19 protein-coding genes are annotated in these 18,896 nt (G+C 63.5%); 17 read left to right on the plus strand and 2 right to left on the minus strand.

Annotated elements, in window-relative coordinates; all coding sequences use genetic code 11:
* Positions 1-28 precede the first annotated feature (28 nt).
* From AKL02_RS00200 to AKL02_RS00280, 17 genes are all read left to right on the plus strand, one after another.
* Positions 29-1,066, plus strand: coding sequence for a TRAP transporter substrate-binding protein (locus AKL02_RS00200; protein ID WP_078522177.1), 1,038 nt, complete (start codon positions 29-31; stop codon positions 1,064-1,066).
* 110 nt (positions 1,067-1,176) lie between these two features.
* The gene (locus AKL02_RS00205; protein ID WP_083076669.1) at positions 1,177-2,541 is read left to right on the plus strand and encodes a glutamine synthetase family protein; all 1,365 of its coding nucleotides are present in this window, start codon (positions 1,177-1,179) and stop codon (positions 2,539-2,541) included.
* 44 nt (positions 2,542-2,585) lie between these two features.
* Entirely contained in the window at positions 2,586-3,974 is a 1,389-nt protein-coding gene (locus AKL02_RS00210) for an aldehyde dehydrogenase family protein (RefSeq protein WP_083076665.1), read from the plus strand.
* The gene (locus AKL02_RS00215) at positions 3,971-5,125 is read left to right on the plus strand and encodes an iron-containing alcohol dehydrogenase (RefSeq protein WP_083076661.1); all 1,155 of its coding nucleotides are present in this window, start codon (positions 3,971-3,973) and stop codon (positions 5,123-5,125) included. The genes AKL02_RS00210 and AKL02_RS00215 overlap by 4 nt, the downstream gene beginning before the upstream one ends.
* Positions 5,126-5,404: 279 nt before the next feature.
* A complete protein-coding gene (locus AKL02_RS00220) occupies positions 5,405-6,472 on the plus strand; it encodes an ABC transporter substrate-binding protein (RefSeq protein WP_408648145.1) in 1,068 nt (355 codons plus the stop codon).
* A gap of 77 nt (positions 6,473-6,549) precedes the next feature.
* A complete protein-coding gene (locus tag AKL02_RS00225) occupies positions 6,550-7,404 on the plus strand; it encodes an ABC transporter permease (protein ID WP_078522181.1) in 855 nt (284 codons plus the stop codon).
* Positions 7,401-8,189, plus strand: coding sequence for an ABC transporter permease (locus AKL02_RS00230; RefSeq protein WP_078541553.1), 789 nt, complete (start codon positions 7,401-7,403; stop codon positions 8,187-8,189). The genes AKL02_RS00225 and AKL02_RS00230 overlap by 4 nt, the downstream gene beginning before the upstream one ends.
* A 3-nt stretch (positions 8,190-8,192) precedes the next feature.
* The gene (locus AKL02_RS00235) at positions 8,193-9,251 is read left to right on the plus strand and encodes an ABC transporter ATP-binding protein (protein ID WP_078550972.1); all 1,059 of its coding nucleotides are present in this window, start codon (positions 8,193-8,195) and stop codon (positions 9,249-9,251) included.
* A 110-nt stretch (positions 9,252-9,361) separates the two neighbouring features.
* Positions 9,362-10,105 (plus strand): hypothetical protein, encoded by a 744-nt coding sequence (locus AKL02_RS00240; protein WP_133051934.1) that lies wholly within the window; start codon positions 9,362-9,364, stop codon positions 10,103-10,105.
* 75 nt (positions 10,106-10,180) lie between these two features.
* A complete protein-coding gene (locus tag AKL02_RS00245; RefSeq protein ID WP_078550970.1) occupies positions 10,181-10,822 on the plus strand; it encodes a DedA family protein in 642 nt (213 codons plus the stop codon).
* A 105-nt stretch (positions 10,823-10,927) separates the two neighbouring features.
* Positions 10,928-11,542 carry a ribonuclease D gene (locus AKL02_RS00250; RefSeq protein WP_078522186.1) on the plus strand — a complete coding sequence of 205 codons (615 nt, stop codon included), beginning with the start codon at positions 10,928-10,930 and terminating at the stop codon, positions 11,540-11,542.
* A complete protein-coding gene (locus AKL02_RS00255; RefSeq protein ID WP_083076653.1) occupies positions 11,523-12,479 on the plus strand; it encodes a KpsF/GutQ family sugar-phosphate isomerase in 957 nt (318 codons plus the stop codon). Before AKL02_RS00250 ends, AKL02_RS00255 begins: the two co-directional genes overlap by 20 nt.
* Positions 12,479-13,081, plus strand: coding sequence for an LPS export ABC transporter periplasmic protein LptC (gene lptC, locus AKL02_RS00260; RefSeq protein ID WP_108722335.1), 603 nt, complete (start codon positions 12,479-12,481; stop codon positions 13,079-13,081). The genes AKL02_RS00255 and lptC overlap by 1 nt, the downstream gene beginning before the upstream one ends.
* An 8-nt stretch (positions 13,082-13,089) precedes the next feature.
* Positions 13,090-13,581: a lipopolysaccharide transport periplasmic protein LptA gene (lptA, locus tag AKL02_RS00265; protein ID WP_078570664.1), complete on the plus strand. Its 492-nt coding sequence runs from the start codon at positions 13,090-13,092 to the stop codon at positions 13,579-13,581.
* Entirely contained in the window at positions 13,581-14,357 is a 777-nt protein-coding gene (lptB, locus tag AKL02_RS00270) for an LPS export ABC transporter ATP-binding protein (RefSeq protein WP_083076650.1), read from the plus strand. Before lptA ends, lptB begins: the two co-directional genes overlap by 1 nt.
* 297 nt (positions 14,358-14,654) lie before the next feature.
* Positions 14,655-15,230: a ribosome hibernation-promoting factor, HPF/YfiA family gene (hpf, locus tag AKL02_RS00275; RefSeq protein ID WP_083076646.1), complete on the plus strand. Its 576-nt coding sequence runs from the start codon at positions 14,655-14,657 to the stop codon at positions 15,228-15,230.
* A gap of 33 nt (positions 15,231-15,263) precedes the next feature.
* Positions 15,264-15,728 carry a PTS sugar transporter subunit IIA gene (locus tag AKL02_RS00280; RefSeq protein ID WP_078522192.1) on the plus strand — a complete coding sequence of 155 codons (465 nt, stop codon included), beginning with the start codon at positions 15,264-15,266 and terminating at the stop codon, positions 15,726-15,728.
* Between the two features lie 67 nt (positions 15,729-15,795).
* Here the strand turns inward: AKL02_RS00280 and AKL02_RS00285 are convergent, their stop codons facing one another.
* Both AKL02_RS00285 and AKL02_RS00290 read right to left on the minus strand, forming a co-directional pair.
* Entirely contained in the window at positions 15,796-17,187 is a 1,392-nt protein-coding gene (locus tag AKL02_RS00285; protein ID WP_083076641.1) for a nodulation protein NodH, read from the minus strand.
* Between the two features lie 3 nt (positions 17,188-17,190).
* Complete coding sequence (locus AKL02_RS00290) at positions 17,191-18,891, minus strand: DUF5927 domain-containing protein (protein WP_083076637.1); 1,701 nt, start codon at positions 18,889-18,891, stop codon at positions 17,191-17,193.
* Positions 18,892-18,896 lie beyond the last annotated feature (5 nt).

Below are 18,896 nucleotides of genomic sequence, written 5' to 3' on the forward strand. Positions count from 1 at the left end.
CGGGATCAACCAACAAGGAGAGAGAGTGATGACGACAAGAAGACAGTTCCTCACCACCGGTGCGGTGGGTGCGGCTGCGGCGGGCCTTGCGGCCCCGGCCGTCGCGCAGACCACACCGATCAAGTGGCGTATGCAGACCTATGCCGGCCCCGCGCTGGCCGAACAGGTCGTGGACAATTGCATCAAGACCTTCAACGAAATCGCCGATGGCGAGATGGAGATCGAACTTTACTACGCCGACCAGCTGGTGCCGACCTCCGAGCTGTTCCGCGCGATGCAGTCGGGCACGATCGACGCCGTGCAATCCGACGATGACTCGATGGCCTCGCCCACCGAAGTCACCGTCTTCGGCGGCTATTTCCCCTTCGGCCTGCGCTACTCGCTCGATGTGCCGACGCTGTTTAACGAATGGGGTCTCAACGAGATCTGGGACGAGCAGTATTCGGCCGTCGGTGTGAAGCACATCTCGGCGGGCTCGTGGGATCCGTGCAACTTCGCGATGAAAGAGCCGGTGAAGTCGCTCGACGATCTCAACGGCAAGCGGGTCTTCACCTTCCCGACCGCCGGGCGCTTCCTCGCGCAATTCGGCGTCGTGCCGGTGACGATCCCGTGGGAAGACGTCGAAGTCGCGCTGCAGACGGGCGAGCTCGACGGCGTCGCATGGTCGGGCATCACCGAGGATTACACCTCGGGTTGGGGCAAGAACGCGCCCTACTTCCTGACCAACAACATCTCGGGCGCCTGGATCGGCCACTTCTTCGCCAACATGGATCGTTGGAATGAAGTGCCGGATCGTCTGAAGACGCTGATGAAGACCTGCTTCGATCAATCGCATTACCACCGCCAGTACTGGTACTGGTCGGGCGAGGCGAAGCTGCGCGTCGAAGGCACCGATATGGAGCTGACGACCATTCCGGACGCCGAATGGCAGAAGGTCGAAGACGCCGCCCACAAGTTCTGGGACGAGATCGCGGCCGAGAGCGAATTGAAGGCCAAGGTCGTCGACATCTTCAAGAAATACAACGCGACGATGGCGAAGGCAGGCCCGCCCTATCGCTGCGGCTAAGCAAAGCGGGGGCGGCGGAAACGCTGCCCCTACGACGCAACATTTGCCCTCTTGTGGGGCCCCGCACCGCGCGGCAATCTCGCGCGGTGATCTTGATCCCGGAGGAACTCATGTCGCGTAAATTATCGTTCGACGCGCTCAAGAAATCGGTCAATGCAGGCGAGGTCGATACGGTCATCGCAGCCCTTGTGGATATGCAGGGACGGCTTCAGGGCAAGCGGTTCCACGCGGCGCATTTCATCGACAGCGCATGGGAAGAGACCCATTGCTGCAACTACCTGCTGGCGACCGATATGGAGATGGTCACCGTGCCGGGCTATGACGCCTCCAGCTGGGAGCGCGGCTACGGCGATTATGTGATGAAGCCTGACATGGAGACGCTGCGGCTGATCCCGTGGGTGCCGGGCACGGCGCTGGTGATCTGCGATTTGCTCGATCATCACAGCCACGAGCCGATCCCCCATGCGCCGCGCCAGATGCTGAAATCGCAGCTCAAGCGCGCCAAGGACATGGGCTTTGACGTGATGATGGCGACCGAGCTGGAATTCTTCCTGTTCGAGGAAAGCTATCCGCAGCTCTTCGACGCGGGCTATCCCGATCCGACCCCAGTCGCGCGTTACAATGTCGACTATTCGCTGATGGGCAATTCGCGCGCCGAACCGGCGATGCGGGCGATGCGCAACGCGCTCTATGCGGCGGGTGTGCCGGTCGAATGTTCCAAGGGCGAGGCCGAATGCGGTCAGGAAGAGTTGAACGTGAAATATGCGGGCGGGCTTCAGACCGCTGACATGCATGTGCTGGTCAAGCAATGCGCCAAGGAAGTCGCCCAGTCCCACGGGCTTTCGGCGACCTTCATGGCGAAATACCACACCGACAAGGCGGGCTCGTCGAGCCACGTGCACCAGTCGCTCTGGAAGGGAGGCAAACCTGCCTTCTTCGACACGGACGCGCCGAATGGCATGTCCGAGTTGATGCATCAGTTCCTCGCCGGGCAGCTGACCCATGCGCGCGAGATCACCTATTTCCTCGCGCCCTACACCAACAGCTACAAGCGCTTCTGCGAGGGGCTTTTCGCGCCGACGAAAGCGGTCTGGTCTTTGGACAACCGCACGGCGGGCTTCCGCATCTGCGGCGAGGGCACGAAAGGAATTCGCGTCGAATGCCGTATCGGCGGGGCCGACCTGAACCCCTATCTGGCCTGCGCGTCGCTTCTGGCGGCGGGGCTGGCCGGGATCGAGGGTGAGATGGACCCGGGGCCGGAAGCCGCGGGCGACATCTACAAGGCGGGCGAAGTGACCGAGGTGCCGAAATCGCTGACCGAGGCGCTGGGCGCTCTGGAAGGTTCGGACATGCTTAAATCCGCCTTCGGCGAGGACGTGATGGCCCATTACGTGCGCGCCGCCCGCTGGGAAATCGAAGAACAGAACCGAGTTGTGACCGACTGGGAGCGGATGCGCGGTTTCGAACGCGCCTGAGTTTTGACAGACCCGCGGGGCCCTACACCCCGCAAGGAGACATGATGACCAAGACCCTGAAATGTATCTCGCCCGTCGACGGGCAGGTCTATGCCGAACGCGAGGCGCTGAGCGCCTCCGACGCGCAGGCACTGGCAGCAGGCCTTCGCGCCGCGCAGCCCGCATGGGCCGAGCGCCCGCTCTCCGAGCGTATCGCGCTCGTCGAGGCGGGCATCGCCAAGCTCAACGAGATGAAGGATCTCGTGGTCGAGGAGCTCGCGTGGCAGATGGGCCGCCCGACCCGCTATGGCGGCGAATTCGGCGGCATGAACGAGCGCGCGGGCTATATGGCCTCGATCGCCGAAGAGGCGCTGGCCCCGATGGTGGTCGAGCAGAGCGACAGCTTCCTGCGCCAGATCGCGCGCGAGCCGGTGGGCGTCGTCTTCATCATCGCGCCGTGGAACTACCCCTATATGACGGTGATCAACTCGCTGGTCCCGGCCCTGATCGCGGGCAACACGGTGATGTTGAAACATGCGACGCAGACCATGCTTGTGGGCGAGCGCATCGCCGAAGCCTTCCACGCGGCGGGCGTGCCGCAGGACGTGTTCCAGAACGTCTACCTGACGCATGAGGTGTCGGAAGAGCTGATGGGCGCGAAGGCGTTCGATTTCGTCAACTTCACCGGCTCGGTCGGCGGCGGCCGCGCGGTGGAGCGCGCGCTGGCAGGCACCTTCACCGGGCTGGGCCTCGAACTGGGCGGCAAGGATCCGGGCTATGTGGCCGCGGATGCCGATCTGGACGCGGCGGTCGACGGGCTGATGGATGGCGCGCTGTTCAATGCGGGCCAGTGCTGCTGCGGGATCGAGCGGATCTACGTCCATGCCAGCCTCTACGATGCGTTCGTCGAAAAGGCCGCAGCTTGGGCGAGCAAGCTGACCCTCGGCAATCCGTTCGAGCCGGAAACGACGCTGGGCCCGATGGCGAACAAGCGTTTCGCCGAAGTGGTGCGTGGCCAGATCGAGGATGCGATCACCGATGGCGCGAAGCCGCTGCTCGACCCCGAGCTGTTCCCGGCAGACGACGGTGGCGCCTATCTCGCGCCGCAGATCCTCGTCGACGTGAACCACGAGATGCGCGTGATGCGCGAGGAAAGCTTCGGTCCCGTCGTCGGCATCATGCCGGTGAAGGACGACGAGGAAGCCATCGCCGCGATGAACGATTGCGATTACGGGCTGACCTGCTCGATCTGGACCGCCGATCCCGCCCGCGCAGAGGCGATGGGCAAGCGGCTGCAGACCGGGACCGTCTTCATGAACCGCTGCGACTATCTCGACCCGGCGCTGTGCTGGACCGGCTGCAAGGAAACGGGCCGTGGCGGCTCGCTTTCGGTGCTGGGCTATCACGCGCTGACGCGTCCGAAATCCTACCATCTCAAGAAGGTGACGAAATGACTGCCCCCACCGCAAACTGGTCCTATCCGACCACGATCAAATTCGGCCCCGGCCGGATTTCGGAACTGGCCGATCACTGCAAATCCGTGGGTATCGCGAAGCCGCTTCTGGTGACCGACAAGGCGCTGGCCGCGCTGCCGATCACCGCCGCTGCGCTCGACGTGCTGGACGCGGCGGGCCTTGGCCGCGCGGTTTTCTCCGAGGTCGATCCGAACCCGAACGAGGGCAATATGGCCGCCGGGATCGAGGTCTATAAGGCGGGTGGCCATGACGGCGTGATCTGCTTCGGCGGCGGCTCCGCGCTCGATCTGGGCAAGATGATCGCGCTGATGGCGGGGCAGGACGCTTCGCTGAGCGTCTGGGATCTGGAGGATATCGGCGACTGGTGGACGCGCGCGAACGGTGACGCCATCGCGCCGATCATCGCGGTGCCGACGACGGCCGGGACCGGCTCGGAGGTCGGGCGCGCGGGCGTTCTCACCAATTCCGAGACTCACAAGAAGAAGATCATCTTCCACCCGAAACTGATGCCCGCGATCACGATCTGCGATCCGGAGCTGACGGTCGGCATGCCGCCCTTCATCACGGCGGGCACCGGGATGGATGCGCTGGCGCATTGCCTCGAGGCGTTCTGCAGCCCGCATTACCACCCGATGAGCCAGGGCATCGCGCTCGAAGGGATGCGGCTCGTGTTCGAGAACCTTCCGCGCGCCTATACGACGCCGGACGATCTGGAGGCGCGCGCCAACATGATGTCGGCAGCGGCGATGGGGGCGGTGGCCTTTCAGAAGGGCCTCGGCGCGATCCACTCGCTGAGCCACCCGGTCGGCGCGGTCTACGGTACCCATCATGGCACGACCAATGCCTGCGTGATGCCGATGGTGCTCGATTTCAACCGCGCCACCATCGAAGAGCGGATCAACCGCGCGGCGGCTTATCTGGGCATCGCGGGCGGCTTCGAGGGCTTCAAGGCCCGGATCGAGAGCCTGCGCACCGAATTGTCCATCCCGGCGAACCTGACCGAGATGGGCGTGAAGCGCGAAGATCTCGACATGCTGGTCGAGATGGCGCTGGAAGATCCGTCCTGTGGCGGCAACCCGGTCGAGATGACGGCCGAGAATACCCGCGCGCTTTACGAGGCGTGCTTTTGATATCGGCGCGAGCGGGGGCTAGCGCCCTCGCTCGTTGGCGCGGCTCACGCGTCTGTAACTAGTGTTGATGAGGAATCTTGCTTCAACATCGGTACTGCCAAAAATCTGTTACAACGCCCGCATAAAGGGTCGCCGATGCCGGAGCCAACCGGACGGCACAACCGTCGAAAGACAATAGCTCGGGGGAGACAGGACCGCATGAGGCGGCACCGCCCTCCATCAACGGGGAGAGACCTGAAAATGACCTTCAAGTTCCGTTATCTTGCAGCGGCCAGCGCCATGGCCCTTGCTGCCAGCACCGGCGTCAGCTTCGCCGACAGCATGGATGACCTCTACGCCGCCGCGAAAGAAGAAGGCAGCCTGACCACGATCGCGCTGCCGCATTCGTGGTGCAACTACGCGGGCGTGATCGACGGCTTCAAGAAGAAGTATCCCGGGATCACCGTGAACGAACTGAACCCCGATGCGGGCTCGGCCGACGAACTCGAGGCGATCCGCGCCAACAAGGACAACAAGGGTCCGCAGGCGCCCGACGTGATCGACGTGGGCCTTTCCTTCGGCCCGGCGGCCAAGGACGAGGGTCTGATCCAGCCCTACAAGGTCTCGACCTGGGACACGATCCCGGACAGCGCCAAGGATGCTGAAGGCTACTGGTATGGCGACTATTACGGCGTGCTGTCGTTCGCGGTGAACAAGGACATCGTCGACAACGTGCCGCAGGACTGGTCGGACCTGCTCAAGCCGGAATACGCGAACTCGGTGGCTCTGGCGGGCGATCCGCGCGCCTCGAACCAAGCGATCCTCGGCGTTCTGGCCGCGGGCGTCGCAGCAGGCGGCGAGCCGGGCAAAGCCTCGGGTGAAGCCGGTCTGAAGTACTTCGCCGAGATGAACAAGAACGGCAACTTCGTGCCCGTCATCGGCAAGACCGGGACGCTGGCCCAAGGCGCGACCCCGATCGTCGTCGAGTGGGACTATAACGCTCTGGCCGGTCGCGACACGCTGAACGGCAACCCGCCGGTCGACGTCGTCGTGCCGAAATCGGGCGTTGTCGCCGGTGTCTACGTTCAGGCGATCTCGGCCTATGCGCCGCACCCGAACGCAGCCAAACTCTGGATGGAATACCTCTATTCGGACGAAGGTCAGCTTGGCTGGCTGGAAGGCTATTGCCACCCGATCCGCTTCAACGACCTGTCGGCCAACGGCAAGGTTCCGCAGAAGATGCTCGACGCGATGCCGCCCGCCGAGGGCTACGCCAAGGCGGTCTTCCCGTCGCTCGACGCGCAGGCTGCGAACAAGGAAGTCGTGACCGGCGGCTGGGATAGCGTCGTCGGCGCGAACGTCCAGTAACCGAGCCCGCATAAGCACACGCCCCGCGCCTGATCGCGCGGGGCGACTTTATTGAAAATTCTGCAAAGCGAGGCCCGATGCAAAGCCGCAAGCTGCCGCTGACTTGGGTGGGGATGGTTCCCTTCACGCTCTTCGCGCTTTTGTTCCTGATCGCACCGACGATGTATATCGTGGTGGGCGCGTTTAGGACGAGCGACGGGGGCTTCACGCTGTCGAACCTCGTGAACCTGTTTCAACCGACGATCCTCGCGAGCTACTGGATCTCGATCAAGATCAGCCTCGCCACTGCGCTTGTAGGCTGCCTGATCGGCTTCGCGCTGGCCGCAGCCGTGACGCTGGGCGGCCTGCCGAACTGGCTGCGCGGTCCGGTGATGACCTTCTCGGGCGTGGCCTCGAACTTCGCAGGCGTGCCGCTGGCCTTCGCCTTCCTCGCGACGCTGGGACGTCTGGGCCTCGTGACCGTGCTGCTGAAGTCGTGGTTCGGCTTCAACATCTACACCCACGGCTTCAACCTGCTCAGCTTCTTCGGTCTGACGATCACCTATCTGTTCTTCCAGATCCCGCTGATGGTGCTGATCATCACCCCGGCGCTGGACGGTCTGAAGCGCGAATGGAAAGAGGCGGCGAGCATCCTCGGCGCGACCGGCTTCCAGTATTGGCGCATCGTCGCGCTGCCGATCCTCTGGCCCTCGCTTCTGGGCACGCTGGCGCTGCTGTTCGCCAATAGCTTCGGCGCGGTGGCGACGGCCTATGCGCTCACCGGCTCGTCGATGTCGATCGTGCCGATCATGCTTTACGCGCAAATCCGCGGCGATGTGCTGCAGGACCCGCATCTGGGCTACGCGCTGGCCTTCGGGATGATCGTCATCACCGGCCTCGCCAACCTCGCCTATGTCTGGCTCCGCGTGCGCTCCGAAAGGTGGATGCGATGAAATCCAAGAAACTCTGGTCCTGGCTCGCGCTGGCGTTCGGGGCGCTCTATTTCGCGCTGCCGCTGCTTGGCACGCTTGAATTCTCGCTGCGCGCGCGGCGCGGGGTCTATTCGCTCGACGCTTACCGCTCGGTGCTGGCCGATCCGCAATTCCGCGAGACCTTCAGCTACTCCGTCGTGATGGCGATCTTCACGATCCTCGTGGGCGCGCTGATCGTGGTGCCGACCGCCTATTGGGTGCGTCTCAAGCTGCCGCATTGGCGCCCGGTCGTGGAGTTCATCACGCTCCTGCCGCTGGTGATCCCGCCGATCGTGATCGTCTTCGGCTATATCCGGCTCTATAACACCTCGTCGATCCTGCCGCTGACCGGCACGACGACGGGCACCAACCTCCTGCTGATGCTGGGCTATGCCACGCTCTCGCTGCCTTACATGTATCGCGCGGTCGATACCGGGCTGCGCACGATCGATGTCGGCACGCTGACCGAAGCCGCGCAAAGCCTCGGCGCCGGGTGGAGCACGATCCTCGCCCGCGTGATCCTGCCGAACGTGCTGGTCGCGGTGCTCTCGGGCGCCTTCATCACCTTCGCCATCGTCATCGGCGAGTTCGTCCTCGCCTCGCTCCTCAACCGGCCGGCATTCGGCCCCTATATGCAGCTGACCGGCGCGAACAAGGCTTACGAGCCTGCCGCGCTTGCGGTGATCGCCTTCTCGATCACCTGGATCTGCATGGGGCTGATCCAACTCGTCACCCGGTTTTCCAAACATACGAACGCAAAGCGGTAACCCATGGCCTCTCTCGAGATCGAACATCTGGAAAAATCCTTCGGCGCGAACCGCGTTGTGAAAGATTTCAACCTCTCCATCGAAGAGGGCGAATTTATCTCGCTGCTCGGTCCGTCCGGCTGCGGCAAGACGACCGTGCTGCGGATGGTGGCGGGCTTCGAGAGCCCTTCGGGCGGCGCGATCCGCATTGGTGGGCAGGACGTCACGCATCTGGGGGCGAACCAGCGAAATATCGGAATGGTGTTTCAGGCCTACGCGCTGTTTCCGAACCTGACGGTCGCGCAGAACGTGGGCTTCGGGCTGCGCGTGGCGAAACGTCCGCGCGCCGAGATCAAGGCCCGTGTGGCCGAGATGCTCGAGCTGATCGGTCTGCCCGATCTGGGCAATCGCTATCCGTTCCAGCTGTCGGGCGGGCAACAGCAGCGTGTGGCGCTGGCGCGTGCGCTCGCGATCCAGCCGCGCGTGCTGCTGCTCGACGAGCCGCTCTCCGCGCTCGATGCGAAGATCCGCGTGAGTCTGCGCGAAGAAATCCGCGATATTCAGCGCCGCCTCGGCATCACCACGATCTTCGTGACCCACGATCAGGAAGAGGCGCTGTCGATCTCGGATCGGGTGGTGGTGATGAATGGCGGTGTGGCCGAGCAGATCGGCGCGCCCTTCGAGATCTACAACCAGCCGAAGACCCGCTTCGTCGCGCAATTCGTGGGCACGCTGAACGCGCTCGAGGCCGAAGTGGCCGATCCGGCGCGCGGCGCTCTGCGCGTCGGCAACACCGAGGTGATCCTGTCCGAACCGGTCACCGCAGGTCAGGGGACTCCGGTCACGCTGGCCGCGCGGCCCGAAGTTCTGGCGCTCGGCCGCCGCGAGGGCAATGACACGGTGTTCACGGGGCGGATCGTCGAGACGCATTTCCTCGGCTCGATCCTGCGGGTGAGAATGGAAGTGGAAGGGCAGCTTATCGCGCTCGACACGTTCAACCGCCCCGGCAATCCGCCGCCCAAGGTCGGCACCGAGGCCGAGGTCAGCGTCGCAAGCCGCGATCTGCTGGTTCTGGCCGACTGACGACGCGAAAACGGGCCCGCACCCCTCTTTTCTCCGGGTTTTCGGACCCGGAGCCCCTTCTGCCGCGTTGCCGATGAAAGCTTACACGCGACCGTTGCAGAAGGATGAAAATGGAGTGGCTCGTCGATCATAATCAGGTGGTGAGTATCGCGGTGCAGATCGTCACCGCGCTCGTCTGGATTATCTATCTGCAACTTCTGCTGCAGAATTTCCGGCGGGAGCGTCGCTCGAAACTGCTGCTGACCCGTGTCGCGGGCGGCCATGAGCGCGGGCATCTGATGCTCGGCAATATGGGCGCCGAGCCGATTTTCGTGAAAGCCCTTCTGGCCGATCTCGTGATCGACGGGAAAACCTATCACTCGATCGCCAGCGATTCCGGGGGCTTTGCGCCATTCGCGGACTCCGGCCCCAACGAGTCGATCAAGGGCCCGCTGAAAACCGCGGCATATCGCGATCTCGGTCGCATTTCCGATCTTGTGGACGTCGCGCTGGAATTCTCCGACCTGCCCGAAGACGCAAAACGGGTGGAAACGGTGATTTTCACCGTGCTGGCAGAGGGCAGCCGCGACAATATCCTGACCGCCGGGCGGCTCTGTTTCGATGTCTATCACGCCGGGGAGCATCAGCGCTTCTTGCCGCAGACCTCTTCGACGGTGCAGCTGCGCAGTTTCCGCAAACGTCGCGAACTGGCGGCGCGGCTGAAGGAAATGCTGGAGCAGGAAGCGCGCGCTTTCCTCACCAGTGAAGACGGTCAGCGCCGCGAGCGTGGCGCAGAGCTGCAGCAGCTCCGACAGCGCCAGCGACAAAGCGAGAAGGATCGCCAGACTGACGCTCCGCACGAGGCCGCCGAATGAGGCATTGCGAAACCTGTCGTCCAATATAACCGAACACGGCGCGCCGTTCCGGCTTGAGGCGCCAAAGGAGAAAACATGTTCAACTGGATCACCGGCGTCATCGCGTCCTTCGGCTATTTCGGCATCGCGGGGCTGATGCTGCTGGAGAACGTGTTCCCGCCGATCCCGTCAGAGCTGATCATGCCACTCGCAGGCTATATGGCGGCGCAGGGGAAATTCTCGCTGATCGGGCTGATCGTCGCGGGCACCATCGGTTCGGTGCTGGGCGCGCTCCTTTGGTACTGGATCGGCCTCAAGATCGGGATCAAGCGTCTGTGCCACCTGTCGAGCCGCCATGGCCGCTGGATCGGCATCACCCCGCGCGACATTACCCGCACCAAGAAATGGTTCGACAAGCACGGCTGGGTGGGCGTGTTCTTCGGGCGCATGCTGCCCGGCGTCCGCACGCTGATCTCGGTGCCAGCGGGCATGGCGCGCATGCCGTTCGTCCCGTTCCTTGCCTACACGACGCTGGGCAGCGCGCTTTGGACCGCATTGCTGACAGTCGCGGGCTATCTGCTCGGCAAGCAGTACAGCGAAGTCGCAAGCTGGGTGAACCCGGTCTCGACCGGCGTGATCGTGGTGCTCGTCCTGCTCTACGCCTATCGGGTGATTACCTGGAAGCCGCTGAGAGATGACGACGAACCCAGCGGCGCCACGCCCGCGCGCGAGAGCTGAACTGCTGAGCACAAGCGACACCTAAGCCGGGTTTTGCCATCTCGCGTTGGCAAGAACGCGGCAAAAGGCTTATATGCCCGGCAAGACGTTAAAGAAGGACACGCCGTGGCAATCCACCTGCATCAAAACGACCTTCCTGACGGGCTCGATCTCGGTCCCGTCGTGGCCATCGACTCCGAGACGATGGGCCTCGACCCGCGCCGCGACCGGCTCTGCCTCGTGCAGCTTTCGGCGGGCGATGGCGATGCGCATCTGGTGAAGATCGCCCAAGGTCAGACCGAAGCGCCGAATCTGTGCCGCATGCTGGCCGATCCGTCGGTGGAGAAGCTGTTCCACTTCGCGCGCTTCGACGTCGCCGCGCTTTATAATGCGTTCGGGGTGGAGACGAAGCCGGTCTTCTGCACCAAGATCGCCTCGAAGATGGTGCGCACGTTCACCGATCGCCACGGGCTGAAAGTGTTGGTTCAGGAGCTTGTCGGCGTCGACATCTCCAAGCAGCAGCAAAGCTCGGACTGGGGCGCGGCGGAGCTGACCGACGCGCAGATGGAATATGCGGCCTCGGACGTGCTCTACCTGCATCAGATCAAGGCCGAACTCGTGGCGCGGCTCGAGCGCGAGAACCGGCTCGGGCTGGCGCAGGCCTGTTTCGATTTCCTGCCGACGCGTGCGAAGCTCGATCTGCTGGGCTGGGATGAACCCAATGACATCTTCCACCACTGATTATTCCGACGTCGCCCGCCGCGTGATCGGCATCGAGGTCGCTGGGCTGGAAGCCTTGGCGGCGAGCCTCGATGGTGAGTTTTCGCGCGCGGTGGCGATGATCCTCAAGACCGAGGGGCGCGTGATCGTCTCCGGCATGGGGAAATCGGGCCATATCGGGCGCAAGATCGCGGCGACGCTGGCCTCGACCGGGACGCCCGCGCATTTCGTGCATCCGGCGGAGGCGAGCCACGGCGATCTGGGCATGGTCACCCGGCACGATCTGGCGCTGGTCCTGTCAAACTCCGGGGAGACGCCGGAGCTGGCCGATCTGATCGCCCATACGCGGCGCTTTCAGATCCCGCTGATCGGTGTCGCGAGCCGCCCGGACTCGACCCTGCTGCGGCAGGCCGATCTGGCGCTGGTGCTGCCCAAGGCCGAAGAAGCCTGCGGCACGGGCGTTGTGCCCACCACCTCGACGACGATGACGCTCGCACTCGGTGACGCGTTGGCCGTCGCTCTGATGGAGCATCGCGAATTCACCGCCGAGCATTTCCGCACCTTCCATCCGGGCGGCAAGCTGGGCGCGCGGCTTTCCAAGGTCTCGGACCTGATGCATCGCGATATGCCGCTGGTGGCGGAAGACACGCCGATGCCCGATGCGCTCTTGATGATGAGCCAGAAGGGATTCGGCGTGGTCGGCGTCACCGATGAGGCGGGCCGCCTGACCGGGATCGTCACCGACGGCGATTTGCGGCGTCATATGCAGGGTCTGCTCGAGCATAAGGTCTCGGAGGTGATGACCGCCAATCCGCGCACCATCGCGCCCGGACAATTGGCCGAGGCCGCCGTGGCGCAGATGAACGAGCGCAAGATTACCGCGCTCTTCGTGGTCGAAGACGAAAAGCCCGTGGGCTTCCTGCAGATCCACGACTGCCTGAGGGCCGGGATCGTCTGATGATGTACGACAACAGCCATACGCGACTGGTGACCTGGGCGAAGATCGTCCTGCCGCTGCTCGCGCTGGCGCTGTTGTCGACGATCTTTCTCGTCTCGCGCCGGATCGATCCGAGCGCCGCGATTCCCTATGCCAAGGTCGATGTCGAGAAACTCGCGCGCGAAAATGCGGTCACCCGGCCCGAATATTCCGGCGTGACCGATACCGGCGCGACGCTGTCGGTGACCGCCGCGCAGGCCCGCACCCAGCCCTCGCAGGATCAGGGTGCGAGTGCCGATCAGGTCGCGGCGAAGCTGACCGCGCCCGATGGCCATGTGACCGATCTGAGCGCGAATGAGGGTCTATTTCAGCCCAATTCGAACCGGATCGACCTGACCGGCAAGGTCGCGATGCAGACCTCCGATGGCTACCGGGTGAACTCCGACAAGGTCGAGTTACAGACCGATAGCAGTATCCTGACCTCGCCCGGTCCTATCCATGGGACGTCCCCTTTCGGAACGCTCGATGCGGGCTATATGCAGATGGTCCCGACGGCGGATGGCAGCAGTCACGATCTTGTTTTCAAACAGGGTGTGAAGCTGGTATATCAGCCGCAACAATGAGGGTGTGGATGTTTCGAGCGCGTTTTTTCACCGCCTGTGCGATGGCGGTTTCGTTCCCGGTTCTCGTGATGGCGCAAAGCGTCGATTTCGGGGGGCTGCGCGCCGACAAGACCGCCCCGGTCGAAGTCACGGCCGACTCGCTCAACGTCAATCAGGAAAGCGGCCAGGCAGTGTTCTCCGGCAACGTGGAGGTCACGCAGGGCGACATGCACATGAAAGCCGCTGAGCTTGAGGTGTTCTACGCCAGCGACAAACGCTCCGAGATCACCCGGCTGCACGCGACGGGCGGGGTCACGCTGGTCTCGCCCACCGAGGCGGCAGAGGCCGAGGAAGCCGTCTACGACGTGAAGGCGGGCACCGTCGTGATGACCGGCAACGTGCTGCTGACCCAAGGCGACAACGTGATGTCGGGCAACAAGCTCAATGTCGATCTGAGCACCGGCGCCGGCACCATGGACGGGCGTGTGCGCACGCTTCTGAAGCCCGCCGGGAGCAAGTGATGACCGAGAATGCCGTCAAAAGCGACACCGGGCTCGCCCCGGTCGCGGGCCAGGGCGGTTTGCAGGTCCGGGGTCTGCGCAAGAGCTACAAGCGCCGCCCCGTGATTCGCGACGTCTCGCTCGACCTGTTGCGTGGCGAGGTCGTGGCGCTTCTCGGACCGAACGGTTCGGGCAAAACCACCTGTTTTTACAATATCGCCGGACTGATCCGTCCCGATGCGGGCGAGGTTCTGATCGACGGGCGCGATGTGACAGGCCTGCCGATGTATCGCCGCGCGCGGCTCGGGATCGGCTATCTGCCGCAGGAAGCCTCGATTTTCCGCGGGCTTTCGGTCGAAGATAACATCATGGCGGTGCTGGAAGTGGCGGAGTCCGATCCGCACACCCGTCGCGAGCGGCTGGAAGAACTTCTGGGCGATTTCTCGATCGGCCATCTGCGCCAGGCGCCCGCGCTGGCGCTGTCCGGGGGCGAGCGTAGGCGCTGCGAAATCGCGCGCTGTCTGGCCGCCGATCCGAAATATCTGTTGCTGGACGAACCCTTCGCTGGCGTCGATCCGATCGCCGTGTCGGAGATTCGCGCGCTCGTCGCACAGCTGAAAGATCGGGGTATCGGGGTTTTGATCACCGATCACAATGTGCGCGAAACGCTCGAGATCGTGGATCGTGCCTACATTCTGCATGACGGGACGGTGCTGATGTCGGGCACCGCGGAAGAGGTTGTGCAGGACGAAAACGTCCGCCGCGTCTATCTCGGCCAGCACTTCCGCATCCTCTGATCGTGATCCGCGGATCCCTGCCGGGCGCCTCCGCCTACCGGCAGTTTTGCACTGCAGCGAGGGAGACCCGTTGACACCCCCCACGATCCATCCCCAAATACATAAGAGATGCGTAATGTTCGCCCCCACTCCCCGGGCGCGCTTGCGGCCCCCGAGAGGGGTCCGGCGCGCGGAAGGTCCCCGAAAGAGGGCCCGGGCGAATTCAGACTCAACGCGACTTTTCAAGAGATTAACCGGCCCGAAACACCTCAGCCCAAAGGCTGGGGTCACTGGCCCAATGCGTGAAGGAGGAAATCCATGCGTTACCAAATCACCGGCAAACAAATCGATGTCGGAGAGGCCCTGCAATCTCACGTCAAGTCGGAGTTGGGCGAGGTCGCCGAGAAATATATGCAGCGTCCCACCGACGCGCAGATCACCTTCTCGCGCGATGCGCATGAATATATCTGCGAAGCGACGGTGCACCTGTCGACCGGGCTAACCGCTTCGGCCAAGGGTCATGCCACGGAAATCTATGCGGCCTTCGATGCGGCGCGCGAAAAGATGGACAAGCAACTGCGGCGTCACAAGCGCAGATTGAAAGATCATCACCGCGACCGTGCTGAACCAGTTGAATTCGAAGCTGCAGGTCTATATGTGCTCGCCTCGGAAGAGGATGACGATACCGGCGAGACGCACGAAGGTGCTCCGATGATCGTAGCCGAGATGGAAACCAAGGTTCCCACTCTCTCGGTCGGTGAAGCGGTCATGCAGATGGAGCTGTCTGATGCGTCGCTACTCGTCTTCCGCAACGAGAAACATGGCGGGGTCAACGTCGTTCATCGGCGTGAAGACGGCAATGTCGGCTGGATCGACCCGCGCAACAGCAAATGAGCGGCCCGGAACGGGCGCGGAGTAGACGAGTTCATGGACCTATCTAAACTTCTCGTGCCTGGCGCGGTCAAAGTGCTGTCGAATGTCACGAGCAAGAAACGCCTGTTTCAAGATCTCGGTGACATCGCGGCGGCGTGCTACAAGATCGACGCCGCAGAGACTGTCGATGCGCTGCAGGAGCGTGAAAGCCTCGGGCCGACCGGTGTCGGCCACGGCGTTGCGCTTCCGCATGCGCGGCTCGACGGGCTGAGCGAAGTCGTGGGTGTCTTCCTGCGTCTGGAAAAGCCGCTCGATTTCGACGCGGTGGACCGGCTGCCGGTCGATCTGGTCTTCGCGCTCTTCGCGCCGAAGGATTCCGGGGTCGAGCATCTCAAGGCGCTGGCCCTCGTGTCGCGCACGATGCGCGATCCGGAAACATGCGAGAAGCTGCGGGCGAATACCGATCCTTCGACGCTACACGCAGTGCTGACGGAGGCGCAGAGCCGTCAGGCGGCCTGAACCGGTCTCGAATGAAAATCGAAAAAGCGCGTCGGTCCGCCCGGCGCGCTTTTTTCGTGGGGCAGGCTCAGTCGCGCCAGTTGCCGAAGCCGAACTGCATCATGTCGCGCGTATAGGTCTCGCGCGCGGCGGCTTCGAGGTCGGGCGTCCAGATATCGGCGAGCTTGATCGCGGCGGTGTCGGTCTCGCCGGGTACGAAGGCAGGGGCCTCCACCCCGGTCATGCTGGCGAGATAGGCGAAATCCTCCGCGATCCGCTCCTCGCGCACCAGAAGGTCGGGCAGGGCAAACTGGCCGATCCCCTGAAGCGCCGCCGATTGCGTTGCCCAGAGCGTATTCACCGGCAGGCTCGTCTGGTTCGCGAGATTGGATTTGAGCCAGCCCAAGAAAGCGATCAGCGCCTCGGCATAGTCGCCTTGCGCGATGCTCTGCCCCTCCTCCGGGATCGGCAGCTTGTAGCTTTGACGCAGGACGGCGCGGGTCTCGTCCATAGTGTCCCAGTTGAGCACCGCGTTGAACGCGAGATGCGCGCGCATCAGCGGGTGGCGCAGCACAGTGAAGCTGCGATGGCCGGTATGGCGACGTTTCCACTGGCGCAGGGTCTTCTGGCTGAACCCTTCGACCAGTTCGCCGGTCGCCGCCAGCCAGTCGCGGACCGGTGCATCCATCGCGGGTCGAAGCGGCATATAAAGCAGCCCCGCCTCGCTCGCGATGAAGCCGGGGACGCCGGGACCGCGCCGGGGCTCGAAATTCGGGGTTTTCGACAGGTTGAACCGGTCGAGCCGCGCCAGCGACGCCTCCATTCCCGGGAAATTCGCGACCTTCGCCTCGAGCGGCTCGGGGTTCTGCACTTTCAGGGTCTCGGGCAGCTTGTTGAGCCGCCCCGCGACGCCCAGCCAATTCGCGAGACCGTTGAGCACCTCGACCGACTGCGCATCCTCGTAATCGATGTAGAAGGCCGTCTGCCCCGAGCGTTGCAGCGCGTTTTGCAGCGTCACTTGAAAGTTCTGTAGCCCTTCCAGATGCGCCTCGAACTCCTCGGCATCGAAGCGCGCCTTCGTGGCCTTGCGGTGCTTCGCATCGCCCAGCTTCCACTGGCCGGTGGCGCGCGCGATCATCAGGCTGACATAGCTCTCGATCGGATTGCGGGTCAGCACGATCTTCGCGCATTTCGGATCGTTCACGAAGACGGCCAGCATCCGGGGGTCGTGATCGTGGAAATAGCGGCAGCCGTTCAGCCCGTCCCGCGATTTGATCGCGCCCCATAGCGTCAGCGGGTCGTCATCGCGCTGCGCCTTGGTGACGCCCACCAGTTCCTTGCGGTTCGGATAGCCGATCAGCGCCGGGTTGAACGCCTCGCCATGGCAGGTCACGCCGTCCAGATCGTTCAGCGCAGCTTCCAGCAGATTGGAGCCGGTGCGCATCTCGGCAAAGACGACGAAACTGTCAAACTTGGGCATAGGTTATTTCACCAGATAGGGGCGACCGCGGCGGGTGGCGGCATCGCGCTGCCCGCTTTGCTCGAGCGGGAAATCCCCCATCACGAGCGGCTGCATCCCCTGGTTCTTGAGATTTTGCAGGAATTGGTTGAACCCCGACAGATCGACCATCTGCGGCGCTTCGGTCAGGCGGCGAGTCGCGCGGGGGCTGATCTCGTCGATGATGGTCTGCAGGGGCTCCATCGGGTTCTCGATGAAATCCGCGACGGTCCAGATTCGCACGCGCGCCTTCACATACATCGAGCGCAGAATCTCCAGATGCTCCAACTCGCGTTTTTGCAGCATCGCGGCCTCGCGCCGGATCGTCGCGAAATTCTCGTTCTTGCGCGACAGAGGCAGCGCCCAGGCGCCGGTAATGACCGAGATTTGCGCATTCGGGTCGGTCGCGGTGAACCAGTTATTCGCCTGATTGTCGCGCGGCGAGAACATGTAGCACTGACGTTCGCCGCGCGAGTTCCAGATCAGGTTCGTGAGAAAAGCACGCGGGTTGTAGTCGCGCAGCGCCGCGTCGTCGGTCAGGCAGCCGTTGAACATCCGCTCATTGCCCGCGAATTCGGCGCGCTCGGGCGCGTAGAGATGGCCATGCACCCGCGCGCCCACGTATTTCGCGAGCCAGCCGTCGAAATTCTCGAAGAGATCCGAGAAGCCGTGGAAGATCGAATAGGGCGCCGAGGTCTTGCCGTTCTCGTGGTCCTTCTTGGGAAAACGGCTCTGCATGTAGAGGCCCGGCCGCCCGCGCGTCCGCCGCTCGATCGACTTGGAAAACAGCCGGTCGATCTTGGCCGGGTTCGGCTCCGCCATGACGGAGCGCCCGGGGCTTTTGTCGAGGAAGGTCCGGTAGAGCTTATCCGCCTTGGGCCAGATTTTCCGCGCCACGAAACAGTCCGACCGCCGCAGAAGCTGCAGGTGATCGTCGTAGAAGATATGCGGCTTGCCCTGAAAATCGAACTTGGTCAGCGTCAGCGACCGGCTCTCGATCGAGGTGGAATAGAGCCTTGCGAGGGTCTGGAAATAGCTCTCATCCGGGATCCAGACGCGCTTGAAATAGCGGTCATAGAGCGCGCGATCGGGGTCTTCCAGAATGGCTGACAGGGTCTGCCGCGTCAGGCACCACCATTGGCTGCCCAGATGCGGCACCAGCCCGTCGGGGATGCGCCGTTTGAAGCCCACTCGGCGCTGAAATTCGACATAGCGGTCGAACATGCGCCGCTGCTTTTTCCACGAGAAAGGGAAGCGCAGCGTGAAGCGTTCGATGTCGATCCCGCCGACGGTCCAGCCGACTTCGGTGGTGGTCACGCTCTCGATGAAATCGGTATAGGGACGCGCGTCGAGATAGTCGGTCAGCTCGTGCAGCGGGCGCAGCGGCAGGCAGGAGCCCGACGCCAGATAGACGTGGCGCACGTCGTCGTGAAGCGCCAGCATCTGCTCGGCCGCGGCTTGGCTGGCGGCGACCAGCGACCACGTGCCCCAGTCACATTTGTAGCGCCGCGAGAAGGAGACATTCTCCAGATCGGAGAGCATCTTCTTGAAGCCGTTATAGTCATGCGCGGTCACGCGAGCATCGACATGGATCACCACGGGCGATCCGCCCTCCGACCAGAACCGCGCGACCTGCGCGGCCCGGTCGAGCGCGGTGTGGCACATCATGATGAATCCGACTGTCACGCGCC

Source organism: Thioclava electrotropha, assembly GCF_002085925.2.
Taxonomy (GTDB): Bacteria; Pseudomonadota; Alphaproteobacteria; order Rhodobacterales; family Rhodobacteraceae; genus Thioclava; species Thioclava electrotropha.

What these genes read in the sequence shown, in the direction of transcription:
- AKL02_RS00200 (WP_078522177.1), top strand. Translation starts at nt 29, where the DNA reads ATGACGACAAGAAGACAGTTCCTCACCACCGGTGCGGTGGGTGCGGCT.
- AKL02_RS00205 (WP_083076669.1), top strand. Translation starts at nt 1,177, where the DNA reads ATGTCGCGTAAATTATCGTTCGACGCGCTCAAGAAATCGGTCAATGCA.
- AKL02_RS00210 (WP_083076665.1), top strand. Translation starts at nt 2,586, where the DNA reads ATGACCAAGACCCTGAAATGTATCTCGCCCGTCGACGGGCAGGTCTAT.
- AKL02_RS00215 (WP_083076661.1), top strand. Translation starts at nt 3,971, where the DNA reads ATGACTGCCCCCACCGCAAACTGGTCCTATCCGACCACGATCAAATTC.
- AKL02_RS00220 (WP_408648145.1), top strand. Translation starts at nt 5,405, where the DNA reads ATGGCCCTTGCTGCCAGCACCGGCGTCAGCTTCGCCGACAGCATGGAT.
- AKL02_RS00225 (WP_078522181.1), top strand. Translation starts at nt 6,550, where the DNA reads ATGCAAAGCCGCAAGCTGCCGCTGACTTGGGTGGGGATGGTTCCCTTC.
- AKL02_RS00230 (WP_078541553.1), top strand. Translation starts at nt 7,401, where the DNA reads ATGAAATCCAAGAAACTCTGGTCCTGGCTCGCGCTGGCGTTCGGGGCG.
- AKL02_RS00235 (WP_078550972.1), top strand. Translation starts at nt 8,193, where the DNA reads ATGGCCTCTCTCGAGATCGAACATCTGGAAAAATCCTTCGGCGCGAAC.
- AKL02_RS00240 (WP_133051934.1), top strand. Translation starts at nt 9,362, where the DNA reads ATGGAGTGGCTCGTCGATCATAATCAGGTGGTGAGTATCGCGGTGCAG.
- AKL02_RS00245 (WP_078550970.1), top strand. Translation starts at nt 10,181, where the DNA reads ATGTTCAACTGGATCACCGGCGTCATCGCGTCCTTCGGCTATTTCGGC.
- AKL02_RS00255 (WP_083076653.1), top strand. Translation starts at nt 11,523, where the DNA reads ATGACATCTTCCACCACTGATTATTCCGACGTCGCCCGCCGCGTGATC.
- lptC (WP_108722335.1), top strand. Translation starts at nt 12,479, where the DNA reads ATGATGTACGACAACAGCCATACGCGACTGGTGACCTGGGCGAAGATC.
- lptA (WP_078570664.1), top strand. Translation starts at nt 13,090, where the DNA reads ATGTTTCGAGCGCGTTTTTTCACCGCCTGTGCGATGGCGGTTTCGTTC.
- lptB (WP_083076650.1), top strand. Translation starts at nt 13,581, where the DNA reads ATGACCGAGAATGCCGTCAAAAGCGACACCGGGCTCGCCCCGGTCGCG.
- hpf (WP_083076646.1), top strand. Translation starts at nt 14,655, where the DNA reads ATGCGTTACCAAATCACCGGCAAACAAATCGATGTCGGAGAGGCCCTG.
- AKL02_RS00280 (WP_078522192.1), top strand. Translation starts at nt 15,264, where the DNA reads ATGGACCTATCTAAACTTCTCGTGCCTGGCGCGGTCAAAGTGCTGTCG.
- AKL02_RS00285 (WP_083076641.1), bottom strand. Translation starts at nt 17,187, where the DNA reads ATGCCCAAGTTTGACAGTTTCGTCGTCTTTGCCGAGATGCGCACCGGC.